Source organism: Actinomycetes bacterium, assembly GCA_036510875.1.
Classification (GTDB): Bacteria; Actinomycetota; Actinomycetes; order Prado026; family Prado026; genus DATCDE01.
In genome coordinates this window covers 1-13,124 of record DATCDE010000210.1, presented here as the reverse complement: position 1 = coordinate 13,124, position 13,124 = coordinate 1, and the positions used below count along the sequence as shown (strand labels likewise).

The 13,124-nt window shown below is 70.4% G+C and carries 16 protein-coding genes; 12 read left to right on the top strand and 4 right to left on the bottom strand.

All coding sequences use genetic code 11. The annotated features are described in order from the left end of the window. The 3 genes from VIM19_12345 to VIM19_12335 form a co-directional block, all read left to right on the top strand. Positions 1–302 (top strand): hypothetical protein (locus tag VIM19_12345; protein ID HEY5185667.1); only part of this gene is annotated, 302 nt, incomplete at its 5' end. Positions 303–534: 232 nt separating this feature from the next. Next, a complete protein-coding gene (locus tag VIM19_12340) occupies positions 535–1,314 on the top strand; it encodes a hypothetical protein (GenBank protein ID HEY5185666.1) in 780 nt (259 codons plus the stop codon). Then, positions 1,311–1,523 carry a hypothetical protein gene (locus VIM19_12335; protein HEY5185665.1) on the top strand — a complete coding sequence of 71 codons (213 nt, stop codon included), beginning with the start codon at positions 1,311–1,313 and terminating at the stop codon, positions 1,521–1,523. The genes VIM19_12340 and VIM19_12335 overlap by 4 nt, the downstream gene beginning before the upstream one ends. Positions 1,524–1,570: 47 nt before the next feature. Here VIM19_12335 and VIM19_12330 read toward each other — a convergent pair whose 3' ends face one another. Beyond that, on the bottom strand, positions 1,571–2,071 hold the full coding sequence (locus VIM19_12330; GenBank protein ID HEY5185664.1) for a Chromate resistance protein ChrB: 501 nt from the start codon (positions 2,069–2,071) through the stop codon (positions 1,571–1,573). A gap of 518 nt (positions 2,072–2,589) precedes the next feature. Between VIM19_12330 and VIM19_12325 the strand changes: the two genes are divergently transcribed. Then, on the top strand, positions 2,590–2,892 hold the full coding sequence (locus VIM19_12325; GenBank protein ID HEY5185663.1) for a cyclic nucleotide-binding domain-containing protein: 303 nt from the start codon (positions 2,590–2,592) through the stop codon (positions 2,890–2,892). 272 nt (positions 2,893–3,164) lie between these two features. Here the strand turns inward: VIM19_12325 and VIM19_12320 are convergent, their stop codons facing one another. Continuing rightward, positions 3,165–3,371, bottom strand: a complete 207-nt coding sequence (locus VIM19_12320) for a hypothetical protein (GenBank protein ID HEY5185662.1) — start codon at positions 3,369–3,371, stop codon at positions 3,165–3,167. A 1,567-nt stretch (positions 3,372–4,938) separates the two neighbouring features. Further along, positions 4,939–5,586 (bottom strand): TetR/AcrR family transcriptional regulator, encoded by a 648-nt coding sequence (locus VIM19_12315; protein ID HEY5185661.1) that lies wholly within the window; start codon positions 5,584–5,586, stop codon positions 4,939–4,941. Between the two features lie 68 nt (positions 5,587–5,654). Here VIM19_12315 and VIM19_12310 point away from each other — a divergent pair, with 68 nt between their 5' ends. The 6 genes from VIM19_12310 (at position 5,655) to VIM19_12285 (ending at position 9,978) form a co-directional block, all read left to right on the top strand. Beyond that, positions 5,655–6,515 (top strand): CPBP family intramembrane glutamic endopeptidase, encoded by an 861-nt coding sequence (locus VIM19_12310; protein ID HEY5185660.1) that lies wholly within the window; start codon positions 5,655–5,657, stop codon positions 6,513–6,515. Beyond that, positions 6,512–6,961: a hypothetical protein gene (locus VIM19_12305; protein HEY5185659.1), complete on the top strand. Its 450-nt coding sequence runs from the start codon at positions 6,512–6,514 to the stop codon at positions 6,959–6,961. The genes VIM19_12310 and VIM19_12305 overlap by 4 nt, the downstream gene beginning before the upstream one ends. Next, positions 6,958–7,740, top strand: coding sequence for a DUF4386 domain-containing protein (locus VIM19_12300; GenBank protein HEY5185658.1), 783 nt, complete (start codon positions 6,958–6,960; stop codon positions 7,738–7,740). The genes VIM19_12305 and VIM19_12300 overlap by 4 nt, the downstream gene beginning before the upstream one ends. 49 nt (positions 7,741–7,789) lie before the next feature. After that, a complete protein-coding gene (locus tag VIM19_12295; GenBank protein ID HEY5185657.1) occupies positions 7,790–8,275 on the top strand; it encodes a DUF6326 family protein in 486 nt (161 codons plus the stop codon). Positions 8,276–8,492: 217 nt separating this feature from the next. Beyond that, positions 8,493–8,999 (top strand): pyridoxamine 5'-phosphate oxidase family protein, encoded by a 507-nt coding sequence (locus tag VIM19_12290; protein HEY5185656.1) that lies wholly within the window; start codon positions 8,493–8,495, stop codon positions 8,997–8,999. Between the two features lie 106 nt (positions 9,000–9,105). Beyond that, on the top strand, positions 9,106–9,978 hold the full coding sequence (locus tag VIM19_12285) for an SDR family NAD(P)-dependent oxidoreductase (GenBank protein HEY5185655.1): 873 nt from the start codon (positions 9,106–9,108) through the stop codon (positions 9,976–9,978). An 82-nt stretch (positions 9,979–10,060) separates the two neighbouring features. Here VIM19_12285 and VIM19_12280 read toward each other — a convergent pair whose 3' ends face one another. Next, entirely contained in the window at positions 10,061–10,597 is a 537-nt protein-coding gene (locus VIM19_12280) for a YdeI/OmpD-associated family protein (protein ID HEY5185654.1), read from the bottom strand. 361 nt (positions 10,598–10,958) lie between these two features. Between VIM19_12280 and VIM19_12275 the strand changes: the two genes are divergently transcribed. Together VIM19_12275 and VIM19_12270 are read left to right on the top strand one after the other, a co-directional pair. After that, the gene (locus tag VIM19_12275; GenBank protein ID HEY5185653.1) at positions 10,959–11,528 is read left to right on the top strand and encodes a hypothetical protein; all 570 of its coding nucleotides are present in this window, start codon (positions 10,959–10,961) and stop codon (positions 11,526–11,528) included. 634 nt (positions 11,529–12,162) lie between these two features. Then, entirely contained in the window at positions 12,163–12,717 is a 555-nt protein-coding gene (locus VIM19_12270) for a helix-turn-helix domain-containing protein (GenBank protein HEY5185652.1), read from the top strand. Positions 12,718–13,124: the final 407 nt, after the last annotated feature.

Sequence of the window (13,124 nt, the reverse complement as noted above, 5' to 3'; positions counted from 1 at the left end):
CCGGCATCCCGGTCAAGCTGGTCGACGACAGCACCGGCCCGCTGTTGACCAAGGTGGCCGCCGAGAAGGACAACCCCCAGTGGAGGCTGCTGTGGGTCGACGGTGACACCGCCTTCGCGGCCTTGGACGCCCCAGGGCTAGCTGCTGCCCTACACGCCGACGGCGACGCTGAACGCGGTGGGCCAGGCATCGACGCCGGCGGACCACTCCTACGTGCCGGTCAGCGCCACGGTGATGGCGGCGCTGATCTACAACGCGGCGAAGGCCCCGGCGGTACCCGCCTCCTACCAGGACCTGCCTAGCGCCGCCGCGGCTACGACCACGTCGTCGCCTGCGAGCCGGGAACCCTCAGCGCCGTCCGCTCCAGCTACCCCCACCCGCGCGGAACGCAGGTCCCGATCGCGCTCGACACCGAGGGCTGCCTCGCCTTCGCCCACGGTGAAGTCGTGACACGGACGGCCTAACGGCTGTTACACTCCCGAAGTCCGATTCGTTACTGGAGCCGGCCGGTGCCGGCGCGATGAGGAGGAAAGCGTGAGCGGCTCGGCACTGTTCATCGCCGTGTTTCTGGCCTGCACGGTGGAGGCCGTCGAGGCGCTGACCATCGTCCTGGCGGCCGGCACGGCGCGGGAGTGGCGCTCCGCGCTGACCGGGCTCGCCGCCGGCCTGGCCGTCCTCGCCGCGATCGTCGCCGTCCTCGGACCCGCCGTCGCTGCGCTGCCGTTGGGCGCCTTGCGCCTGTTCGTCGGCGCGCTGCTGCTGGTCTTCGGCCTGCAGTGGCTGCGCAAGGCCATCCTGCGCGCCAGCGGGCACAAGGCCCTGCACGACGAGGACCTCATCTACCGCACCGAGCTGGGCGCCGCAGAGGCCGCCCCCGCCGACCGACGGGGGCTCGTCGGCGACTGGTACGCCTTCACCTTGTCCTTCAAGGGCGTGGTCCTGGAGGGCCTGGAAGTCGTCTTCATCGCCCTGACCTTCGGTGCCAACCAGCACAACCTGCCGCTGGCCGTGGCCGCGGCGACGGCCGCGGTGCTCCTGGTCACCGCCGTGGGCGTGGCCGTGCGGGCCCCGTTGTCCAGGGTCCCGGAGAACACCATGAAGTTCATCGTCGGTGTGATGCTCACCGCCTTCGGCGCGTTCTGGGGCGCCGAAGGGGCCGGCGCCCGCTGGCCCGGCTCCGACGCCGCGCTGCTGGTGCTCATCCCCGCGATCGCCGTGTTCACCCTCGGCCTCGTCGCCGCATTCCGTCGCCGGCCGGCGCCCCTGGCCAGCCCCAGCACCGCGCTCACGACCGCACCGGAGGCGGCGTCATGATCCTCAATCGGCTCCGCGCCTTCGGCGCGTTCTGGTACGACTTCATCATCGGCGACGACTGGCGAGTCGCCCTCGGCGTGGCCGCCGCGCTGGCCGCGACCTACCTCCCTAGCCACAACAGCTCGCTGGCGACTTGGTGGATCGTCCCGGTCGCCGTGATGGCCCTGCTGCCGCTCAGCCTGCGCCGCGCCATCCGCAACCGCGGCTGACCGGAACCGCCGGGTCCAGCCGACGGGCCCGGCGGGCACCCTTCCGGTCAGCCGCCGTCCCCCTCCTCGGCGTAGACCCGGACGGCGTACTGCTCGAGCGCGTGCTCGCACTCGTCCAGCGCCTGCCTGGCCGCGGCCTGCCCGGGGGCCCCGAACACGTCGCGGCTCTCCACCTTGGCGAACCAGTTGCGCAACTTCACCAGCTCCACCTCGTTCTCTTCCAGCTCACCGTAGGTGAAGTGCTCCGCGACGTACTCCTTATCCAACCCGGCGTGGAAGTCCTGGCACTTGTCCAGGATCTCCTCGTACTCGCTGTCGCGGGCCGCCTCGAACAGCGCCCGGATGTCCCGCTCCCCCAGCAGCGCCGAGCACGACAGCAGCACAGCGGTGCCCTGCATCTCGAGGATCTCCCGGCGCAACCGCCGCAGCGCGTGCTCGGCCGACTTCCCAGCCGGCAGGACCGCCGCGGAACTCTGCAGATACACCGCGCCCAGCGACTTCAACCGCCGCCACACCGTCGCCCGCAGCCGCGTCGGCTCCGACGGCACCCGATACACCAACAGCAACCACCCCTCGGGGGGCAAGTCGCCTTCGGTACCCACACGAGCCGGCTGCTCAGTCACCGCGCCAGTCTGCCCGACCGCGGTCCCGAAGCCAGCGTCAATCCCGAGTCGAACGGCCCCCGTCGAACGACCCACCCGCTCGGCTCACCCCGACGGCCGAGCCTCCACTGCCCCGACTTCCCTGGGTCGTACCCGGCGGACCGTGCTCGGGGAGCCCGATGTCCGTGACCTGGCGCAGTCCGGCCGGGCAGGCTGTCGTCGGCCGCAGGGGGTCGGGGTGGCCGCGGCGCGGCGGGCCCGGTCCGGGGGCGCACATGGTGTCCGGCGGGGGTCGCGCCCCGAGACGACGAGATTCCTGCCCAGCGTGTGCTGAGTGCCGCGCCCGACATCGGTGAACCTGGACGCGCCGGCGGGTGAGCGTTTAGCGAACTGGGCCCCGCGAGGACCGGTCGGCGCCCGAGAATCGGCGAGCCATCCCGACGCCGAGCCCCTCGAGGATCTCCATGACCCACCCCAGCGGAGACGACCTGCTGCGCGCGCCCCTGCTCGCGGGCCTCTCATCCGACCAGCGGAGCGCCCTCGCCGAGTACTTCGACGTCGAGGAGCACGACGCCGGTCGCCACCTGGTCAGCGAGGGACGGGCCGGGTACGCCTTCTATGTCCTCGAGCAGGGCCAGGCGACCGTCACCCAAGACGGTCAGGAGCTGCGCGTCCTCGGCCCCGGCGACTTCTTCGGAGAGATCGCCATCATCGGCGAGGGCAGGCGCACCGCGACGGTGACCGCCCGCGAACCAGTCGTGGTGTGAGCGCTTTTCGGCAGCGTGTTCCGTCAGCTGGAGTCGAGCCACCCGGACGTGGCCGGCGCACTCCAGCAAGCCATGCATGAGCGCCTCGCCTCCGGCTGACAGGCCGACCACGGCCACGAGACCCAGCTGGCTCACAGACGCGTCGACCTCGGTGACCTGCCCGCGCCTCGACCCCCGGATCCGGGCGCACAACGTGGATCCGGCCAGCCGACCAGCGGCCCTGTGCAACTCCTCGACCGGTCGGGCCCTCCGGTGCGACCACGACCTGAGGGTCACACGATCCGCAGATGGGAAACCGCCCGGCGCCGCACCAACAACGGTGCGAACTCGCGCACCGGAGCGCCGAGAAACTCCTGCCAGGTGTCTTGGACGACCTTGACGACTTGGTCTTCGGGCATGTCCGGGAAGGCCTTGCGCAACTCGCGCACGAGGGCGTCCATGCGTTGTGCCTCGCCATTGCCGTCCAGCTCCGCTGCCACCGTGACTCACCTCCAGGACCGCCAACCGCCATCCACCATGCCTCACCCGGATAGCCGACCGACACGCGGTCCAGGTAAGCGAGACGCACCTCACCAGCCTCGCTGCGGGCAGCGGCCCGGCCACCGGGCGGGCGGCTCCGTCGCCGGTCCCTCGGAGTGGGCTCATCACACCTGTCGAGGCCCAGCGGGTGACCGCGACCCGCTGCGCCGGGGGGCCCCTCCTGACCACCGACCAAGTCGAAGCCGCGGGCCGGGGGACGTGCGACTGGGCCATCCGTGCGGCGGCCAGCGCCCGCCCGGCGATCGCCGCCTGGGGCAGCCGACCAGCCGGCCGGGCGCGCAGGTGGTGGATGAGGGTCCCACAACGACAGCCGTGGTCCGCTCTGTCGCCTGTGGCGCGGGCCGGTCTTGAAAGGGCTCCCCCGGGAACGGCGTCGCGGCTCTCCCACCGCCGACACGGGCTGGCAAACCAACGGCACCGATTGCCTCACCGACCGAGTCCGTGGGCGAACAGTCCGTCGCCCTGGTGGCGATCACGTCGCCCAACGTTTGGACCGGGCGACTGGACGGACCCCGAGTGGGTCTCGCTCGGCTCGCGATCGAGCAGTGTGCAGGGCCCGGCTCCGCAGTTAGCGCTTGACTCCTCACCAGTTCGAGCGACTCTGGAGACGCTGAACCGGCTGTCGTAGTCCCGGCTCAGTTGCGTCGACGCCGTCTCGTGACGCGTCCTACTCCGGCCGCGGCACGGTCGCTGAAAGCGACGCCGGGTCGGTGACCGAGATGACGTGCTGGCGCGATCGTGGTCGAGCGCCAGTTGGGCGAGCCCAGCGACCTCGTCCGCCGCCGGCCCGAGCTCGGTGAGCTTCGACGCTGGGGCGGCGGGCGGCGGAACAACGCGGACCTCTGTGCCAGCCGTCCACCCTGGCGCAGCGTGGCCTCCACCAAGCTGACCGCGTGGATCAGCCGCGGGACGCGAGCTTGACGGGCGGTGGCCAGCGCGGGCGGCGCACCCGTGCTGGGAGTCCATGAGGTCCAGACGCCCCGACAGCGTCAACCCCTCGCCGTCAGTGCTTGTGGTCATGTCCACGTAGGTCAGTGTGGCCGCGACCAGGCTGGTCTCGTCCTGGAGCACGGTCAGCTCTTCCCCAAGACCCAGGGCACGGGACACGGGACACGGGACACCAGCCCAGCCTCCGCGTGGTACTCCACCGGCCCGAGCCGTCCCCCTCAGCCGAGTCGCCTCATGGACTTGCGACTGTGCCCAACCCGGACGCGTTATCCGCCGACGACGATCGACTATGCCGCCGGATAGCCGGCAGTAGCGGGCGCTCCTGCCGCAGCCGGAATGTGGCTGGCGCATGGATCGGCCCGCGAGTTCTCTTCGGCTGAGCGGTTGTCGTGGAGCCGAGCGATGACACACGTTGACCGCAAGGGCGCGAGGAGAGGTCCCGAACTCCGGCGGCAGCTCCAGTGCCAGGCTGGCCGCTATCCCCACGTCGAAGTGCGTGGGCGGCATCTCGGAGGGCGCCTGTCTGCACCCTCGGCGCGCACAACGTTGGCCAACATGTCATCCGCCCGTGCGGGTTGGTGTGTACCCGTAGCCGGTGAGCAGGGCGGCGGTCTGCTTGGCGGCAACGGAGCGTGCCAGGGCGTGGGGTAGTTCGGGTGTGGCGACCCAGAGCGCGGCGATACCGTGCACGCCGGCCCACAGGCCGACGGCGACGCCGAGGGGGTCCTCGGGCGCGAGCTGGCTTGCGGTCATGGCGGCGGACACGTCCGCGGCCAGGTCGGCCAGGCCTTGTCCTGGGTTCTCGGCGTCGGCGGGTGGGTGGCCGGGGACCGGGCGGTCCAGGAACAGCACCCGAAACAGTGACGGCTGGGACAGCGCGAAGTCCAGGTAGGCCTGTCCCCGGCGTCGGATCCGGTCGAGCGGGTCACCGGCGGGCGCCGCCGCACTTGCCTGGCTGCGGCGGAACCGCTTGAACCCGAGCGCGCTGGCCTCGCGGAGCAGGAGTTCCCGTCTGGGCCAGTAGTGGTACAGCGTCGGCGGGGTGCAGCCGGCTTCGGCGACGATCCCGGCCACGGTCACCGCGGCCGGGTCGCCGGTCTGCTCGAGCAGCCGCAGGGTGGCCGCCACGAGCACGGCCCGCAGGTCCTCCCCGGCGGTGGGCCGCCCGACCGCCCGCCGGGGTGCCGCCGCCGCTGGTCGGGTCATTGCTGTCTTTCCCTTGCCTCCACATGCCCACAGTATTATAGTGACGCTAGAAACACAAGGGAGGCGCCATGAACGCGGTGGACACCGACCAGCCCCTCGCCCGGTCCCGCTCGCGGGTGCGTGGGTGGGTGGCCGCCCATCCCCTGGCCGCGTACGTCGTGCTCGCCTACGTGCTCTCGTGGGCGTACTGGGTTCCGCTCGCCCTGGGCAGCCGCACGGTTGAGACCGGGGTGGGCTGGCCCAGCCAGATACCCGGCCTGGCCGGACCCGCGATCTCCGCGGTGATCGTCACCGCACTCGTCAGCGGCCGGGCGGGACTGGCTGCTGTGTGGCAGCGGCTGACCCGCTGGCGGGTCGGCTGGTGGTGGCTCTCGGTGCTGGCCATCCTGGCGGCTGGCGCGGTCGGTCTGGCTCTCCTGGGCGGCGTCGCGGACACCGGCGACCTGACCGGGTACAACGGGATCAGCGCCGGCCTCGGCCCGCTGGCCACGATCGCCGTGGTACTCGTGCTCAACGGCTTCGGGGAGGAGACCGGCTGGCGCGGCTTCCTCGCCGATGGCCTGCTCCGCCGGCACAGCCTGACCGTCACCTCGTTGCTGGTCGCCCTGGTGTGGGCGCCATGGCACGCCCCGATCTTCTTCTTCCAGAGCTCCTTCAACGACTTCACCGTCGCCAGGGTCGTCGGATGGGCGATCGGGCTGACCGCCGGATCCGTCGTCCTCACCTGGCTCTACCGGGGCGCCGCCCGCAGCATCCTGCTCGTCGCCGTCTGGCACACCGCCTTCAACTTCACCTCCGCGACCCCCGCGGCCGCGGGCACCGTCGCGGCGATCACGTCAACCGTGGTGATGGTCGCCGCCGTCGTGATCATCATCGCGGACTGGTGGCGGCACCGTGCGGCCCCTCCGGGAGAGGAGGGACGGCCATGACCGCCTCAACAGCACAGCGGCCTCGGGCCCGCGTTGCGGGCGGTGCAGCCACCGTGAGCTTCCTCGGGATCGCCGTGTTCCAGGCCGCCTTGGCGCTGGGTGCCCCCTTCGGCCGGGCCGCCTGGGGCGGGAGCTCAGCCGACCTGACAGCCAGGCTGCGGGTCGCCAGCGCAATCGCGGTGGTGCTGTGGCTGCTCGCCGCGGCCATCGTCGCCCAGCGCAGCGGGCTGCGGAACACCCGGCTGGGCGGGACTTTCGTCCGCCAGGGAACCTGGGCCCTGGTCGGGATCGTGTCCGTGAGCACGCTGATGAACCTGGCGTCCCGCAGCGCCCTCGAACGCTCGATCTGGGCGCCGATCGGACTGGTCATGACCACCCTGTGCCTGATCGTCGCCCGCAGCGCAGAGCCCGACCCCTCCGTCCCAGTTCGGCGAGGGTCACGATGAACGGCACCGTGACTGGGTCCCACGCCGACGAGGTGCAGGCGGATCGTCCGGTCTGGGGGACCAGGTCCAAGCGCCTGGCGGCCATCGCCGGTGTGCTGTACCTGCTGGTCGGCGTCTTCGGCGGCTTCGCCCAGGGGTTCGTGTCTCCGAAGGTGTACGTCGCCGGTGACGCGGCGGCAACAGCAGGCAACCTCGTCGCCCACTCGGGGCTCGTCCGGGCCGCTGTGGTCGCGGACCTGTTCCAGACGACGCTGTGGGTCCTCCTCGCGCTGACCCTGTACCGGCTGCTCAAGCACGTGAACACGAACGCGGCGCGCGTCATGGTCGTCCTCGTCGCCGTCGGGGCCGGCATCACCTGCCTCAACGCGGTCTTCGAGTTCGAGGCGCTCCGGGCCGCCACCGGGGCCGTGGACCTGTCCTCGCTCGGCCCGGCCGGCTGCAACGCGCTCATCCTGTTGTTGGTTGACACCCAGCACTACGGGCTGCTCACCGCGCAGATCTTCTTCGGCCTGTGGCTGGTGCCGCTGGGGTACCTCGCCTACCGCTCCAGCTGGTTCGCTAAGGCGCTGGGCGTCCTGCTCGTCGTGGGCGGCGCCTGCTACCTGGCCGACATGCTGGCGGCGTTCCTGCTCCCCGACCTCGACCCGAAGATCCACACCGTGATCGTGATCCCCTGCGCGGTCGCCGAGATCTGGATGGTCGGCCACCTGCTCTACCTCGGGGTGAGGAAGGTGAAGGCAGACGACCCGGGTCAGGTCGACCCACCGACAGCCCACTGACGTTCCCCGACGGCCGCAGAGCGTCCTTCCACCACCGGACGGAGTCGACATGAACATCGAGACCACGGGCAAGGTAGCGGCAACCCAGGCTTCAGCCAAGGCCGCGGGAACGGTGGACCGCGCGGCGCGGCTGTCCCTCTTGTGGGTCTTCGCGCTGTTCAACTACCTGTACTGCGACGTCCTGGGGCTGATGGACCCCGACTCGCTGAAGGGGTACATCGACGGCAACGTCGGCGGTATCCAGATCACTCAGGGGTTCCTGCTGAGCGCCGCGGTCCTGATGGAGATCCCCATCGCCATGGTCCTGCTGTCCGTTGTGCTGCCATACCCGGCAAGCCGGTGGGCGAACATCATCGCCGGCACGATCATGACCGTCGTTCAAGTCTCGTCGCTTCTCCTCGGATCCGGCCCGACCGCCTACTACCTGTTCTTCAGCACCATCGAGATCGGCTGCGCCGCGTTCATCGTCTGGTTCGCCTGGCACTGGCGTCGCCTCGACGAACCGCGACCGGTCGAGGCAGGTGACCCCGCCTGAGCGCCTGCGCGATGACAGACGGGAGCACTGAGCCGCCGGAACGCACCGGCTATCGGAAGCGTCCGGGTCCGCCGGACGCTGGCGCGGTGCGGGACGTGTTGCTCTGGTCCGCTGGGTTCGACCGGCGGAGGCTCGACGTGGTGGCGCCGAACGGGGCGCCGCAGGGTGCAGTGCCGTGATACGCGCGGTGGTAAGCCCGGCGCGACGGGAGGCCGAGATGAGCACGGCTGGTCAGTTGACGACCTCGATCGCCGAAGTCAGCCCGGACACGGTGTGGCGGGCGATTGGGAAGGCGAGCTTCGCGGTCTTGGGTTACGTGACCCCTGCCGGCAAGCCGCGCACCAGCGGAGTCATGTACGCAGTGCAGGACCGACGTCTGTACGTGTCCACCGACGCCGACAGCTGGAAGGCCCGCCACATCCACACTGGCGAGGAGGTGAGCGTCACGGTGACGGTCCGCCGCGGAGGGCTGCTGGCTCTGCTGATGCCCATCCCGCCGGCGACGGTGACCTTCCATGCCCGGGCGAGCGTGTACCCGGCCGCCACCGTGCAGCCTGGCCAGGTCCCAGCCAAGTTGATCAGACGGCTTCCCCCGGCAGCACGCGAGCACGTCTGCCTTATCGAGTTGGCGCCGGAGGGCGAGTTCGTCACATACGGGATCGGCGTCTCGCTTCGACGCATGGCAGCGCCGAGCACGGCTCGTAGCCGAGCGGCCGTCACGTGACCAGAGCCAGCACGAAAGTCCGCCGCCGAAATCGGGCTGGTTCGGCTGGGCGGGATGGGGATGGCCGGCAGCGTTCGATTCGGGCGAGTGTCAAGGGGACGATGCTGTGAGGACTGTGATGATCACCGGCGGGGGCCGGGGACTGGGGCGAACGACCGCGGAGAAGCTGGCGGCCGCCGGCTGCCGGGTGATCTTGGTGGCCCGGACCGCTGCAGCATCGCAGGCAGCAGCGGAGCAGATCTGCCGCACCAACCCGGAAGCTGTCGTCGAGGCCAGGTGGGTGGACCTGTCCTCACTGGCCCAGATCCGTGCTTTCGCCGAGACGGTGGTCGGCCACCACCGATCGATCGACGTGCTGTTCCACGTCGCTGGGGTGATGCAGACCAGCCGAACGCGCCGGCTTAGCGCCGACGGGTTGGAGGAGACCCTCGCCGTCAACGTCTTGGCACCCTTCCTGCTGACCGGGCTGCTGCTGCCCACGTTGGTGCAAGCCCCCTCGGCCCGGGTAGTCACGGTCAGCTCCCGACTCCACCTGCCCGGGTCGCGTGGTGAGCCGGTCGACTTCGACTTCGCCGACCCGCAGCTGGCGCACGACTACAACCCTGACCGGGCCTACAAGAACTCCAAGCTGGCGGTGCTGTGGTTCACCTACGAGCTACAGCGACGGCTGCCACCCCGGTCGATCACGGCGAACGCAGTCTGCCCGGGCTTCGTGCCCGCCACCGCCGCGGCGAGCACCCACGGAGCCATGCAGGTCGTCATGACCCATCTGATGCCGCACATGCCATTCGCCACCTCCGTAGACGCCGCGACCGAATCGCTGGCCTTCATGGCGTTGGACCCAACCCTGGACGGCGTCGGGGGACAGTTCTTCGGTGAACGCCACCCGATCGAATCCAGCCCCGAATCCCTCGACGTCGACCGCGCCCAGCGCTTCTGGAAGCTCGCGGCCGACCTCACCGGCTTCCACGGACTCTGACGCTGCGGAAGCGAGATGCACGGCCGGCCGACGCACCGTTGCGGTTCCAGCGCGGTCGATCCAGCATGAGCGTTCTCCGGACTCAACGACCTTTGGGCTGTCGCCACTGGTTGGCTCGGCGTCCGACTCTGGCCTCGGAGACGGTCTCGTCGATGCGGCGTCGGCGGGTCTCGGGGGCCTTCGCGGTCGTGATCCATTCGAGGATGGCACGCTTGGTGGAGCGAGGGAAGGCCTCCCACTGCACGCGGGCGGCTGGGTCGTCGTCGAGCGCCTGGGCGAGGTCGGATGGTTCGGCGAGTTGTTCGACGGCGTTGAGGGCATCCCAGCTGCCGCCGCCCTTGGCCGCCTGGACCACCGCCAGCCCTGCGGTTTCCATGCGCCCTTCGCGGGTCGGTCGCTCCACCCGCTCCTTGTTCACCGCCGACCATCGGCTGGTCGCCTTGCGGGGAGTGAGGAGCAGTTGAGAACGGTCGTCGTCGAGAGTCCGGGGTCGGCTGTCGACCCACCCGAAGCACAGCGCTTCGACCACGACGTCGTCGTAGGTCACGTGCTTGTGCCCGGATCCCTGCTTATAGCGGACCAGCCAGATCCCCGGGGATGAGTCGTGATGCTTGGCCAACCACCGACGCCACTGCGCACGCGACGTGACGGTGACCTGCTCGTACATGTCAGACGTGCGTTCCCACCGCAAGAGAATCGAGCCGCCCCCAGGCGCGCGCCACACACTGTTCGTCGAGAGTCTAGGGCGAGTGCGCCGAGTCCGTTTGGGCGCGCCGAAGCGCGGATATGCCGGTAATCAGGGCTGTGGGCCACCGCCCTGCATGTGCCGCCGATCACGTGCGGGTCGGCGATGTCCTTGGTCTTGGTGTGGGTTTCTGCTGAAGCCCGGGTCGGCACCGCACTTCTCATTGCCGTGCCCGTTGGTCCCGCAAACGGGTAACAGCTGGCGGTGCAGTCAATGTGATGCCGAGGTCCCGTGGGTGACCACGCTGACGGTGTCCCGCTGGACCAAGTACGGCAAAGACCGGCTTTACGTGAACACACCCGACGGGCAGCGGGTCGGCTGGCTGGACCTGGCCACCGGCCAGACCAGCATCGAGCGGCCCGAACTCACGGACGCCTTCCAGGCTGCGCTGTCCGACTACTACGGCGTCCCAGGAACTCTGCTGGGCGCCGCCCAGCCCCCGATGACTGGCGCCGATCCGCTCCTGCCCGCTGAGCCGGACCCTGCTCCAACCGCCGCTGATCCCTGCGAGCCGGCCTGGACCGACCTCGTTGCGAACCGACCTGGACAGGCCGCACGGGCCCCGGCCGTAGCCGAGCTGGCCGCGATGCGGGACCGCACCCGGGTGGGCGCGTTCCTGGCCCGGGCCTTCGACGTGAAGACCGACGAGCGGGCCTGGCGGGTCGGCGCGGACGGCGAGGAAACCGTGGGCGCCAGGCTCGAAGAGCGATGCGCAGCGGACGGTCGATCGCCCTCACCATCTGCTCGATATCCGCGCGGTCCGCCTGCACGACGGTCGCCCTTGGGGTCCGGCGCAGCCGGCTGACCGCGTGCGACAGGCACACGGCCAGGTCCGAGTCATCGGTCTCGGCGAGGGTCACGGCTCCCGGGCGGGTACACAGGTGGCCGTACCGGGCCTGAGCGGCGGTGCCGGCACGTCCACAGTCGGGGCAGGCAACCGCCCCGTGCTCGGTGCGGGTGAGCGCGTTGCCCAGACAGGCCGAACACACCGGACCGGGCATGCCACATGCGTCCGCCCGCAGGGCGGCTGAGTTGACCAGCACGGTCGCGGCGGCCAGCTCGCGGCGCGCCTGGACCAGCAGCTGCTCGGCGTGGTCGGCGTGCGCTGCCGCCCTGGCCAGCCGCCAGCGGCCAGCGGCCGCGCAAACTGACAGCGCTGATCGGCACGAACGGGGACAGCAACGGATACGTGCTCATCTGGTCCACCTCCAGCAGGTTCGGACCCCGACCGATCTGGCGCGGTCCACGGGTCCGACCAGCCTGGCGGCGACCCTTGCCGGGAAACTTGCCGAGATGGCGGCGACCCTTGCCGGGAACCTTGCCGAGATGGCGGCGACCAATCCGGCAAGGATTCCGGCAAGGAGGGCGGTCACGCTGGCCGGACAACCGCGAGTCGCCCGACCCGCGGCCCATAGGTCGACACTCGGAGGTGGGGCCCCGTGGCCACCAACCACACGAGAAACCGCTCGTTCGACGGCCCTGCTGATCGACCGTCTCCATCATCACGCCGACCCACCCAACAGACCCGACCCCCCGCTGGCCCGCCGGACCGACCGAGCATCTACGGCGCCCACCAGACCGACGACCGCCTGCTGCTGCCAGTCGAGGAAGCCGCGCGCCGGCTCAGCATCGGACGAAGCCTGCTCTACGAGCTGCTCGCCTCCGGCGAGATCCACTCGGTCCACGTCGGCCGCCTGCGCCGGGTACCGGTCACCGCCCTCATCGACTTCATCAACCGGCCACTCGACCGGACACGCCCGGACGGCGCACGATCAATCAAGGAGCCCGCTCCAGCGCTTCTCCTTACGAGGAAGCAGTGCGCGCAGCTGATGGCTGGCCGTGCGGTGCGGAGTGTCCGGCCGACGAACCGCGCAGAGACAGCGCCCGACCCGTCACTGGGATCGCTCGCCGGGGCGTTCACATCAGACGTCCGACGGTGTGTATCCGGGACCATCCGCGGACATCCAGGGGCATCCGCTGTTGACATCTGTTGACATTTCGTTGACAACGATCAAGGGGCGAGACCACCAAGATCGGTGGTCACGCCCCTGACCTGCTACTTCGTGGTAGCGGGGGCAGGATTTGAACCTGCGACCTCTGGGTTATGAGCCGCCGAAGCATCCGACGCCAGCGTGCACTGGTGGACGGTGCCGAACACCGGTGGAAGGACCATCTGCGCAGGTCACGGACCCACCTACGCCCGTCAGCGTGGGCCGACGTCCACCGTGGTCCGGGCGTGTTGCCGAGATCCCGCCGACAGGTGATCTCGCCAGGAGGCCTGACTTCGCAGGATGCGCCAAGGGGTTGCTGCAACGGCGCCCGCAGGGTCGCCCAGCAGGCTCGGTCCGAGCGCCAATCGCACGTGGGCGGCCGCTGCCCCGTGGGCCGAGTCAAGCAGTCG

What these genes read in the sequence shown, in the direction of transcription:
- VIM19_12295 (HEY5185657.1), top strand. Translation starts at nt 7,790, where the DNA reads ATGAACATCGAGACCACGGGCAAGGTAGCGGCAACCCAGGCTTCAGCC.
- VIM19_12315 (HEY5185661.1), bottom strand. Translation starts at nt 5,586, where the DNA reads ATGACCCGACCAGCGGCGGCGGCACCCCGGCGGGCGGTCGGGCGGCCC.
- VIM19_12305 (HEY5185659.1), top strand. Translation starts at nt 6,512, where the DNA reads ATGACCGCCTCAACAGCACAGCGGCCTCGGGCCCGCGTTGCGGGCGGT.
- VIM19_12325 (HEY5185663.1), top strand. Translation starts at nt 2,590, where the DNA reads ATGACCCACCCCAGCGGAGACGACCTGCTGCGCGCGCCCCTGCTCGCG.
- VIM19_12335 (HEY5185665.1), top strand. Translation starts at nt 1,311, where the DNA reads ATGATCCTCAATCGGCTCCGCGCCTTCGGCGCGTTCTGGTACGACTTC.
- VIM19_12310 (HEY5185660.1), top strand. Translation starts at nt 5,655, where the DNA reads ATGAACGCGGTGGACACCGACCAGCCCCTCGCCCGGTCCCGCTCGCGG.
- VIM19_12300 (HEY5185658.1), top strand. Translation starts at nt 6,958, where the DNA reads ATGAACGGCACCGTGACTGGGTCCCACGCCGACGAGGTGCAGGCGGAT.
- VIM19_12290 (HEY5185656.1), top strand. Translation starts at nt 8,493, where the DNA reads ATGAGCACGGCTGGTCAGTTGACGACCTCGATCGCCGAAGTCAGCCCG.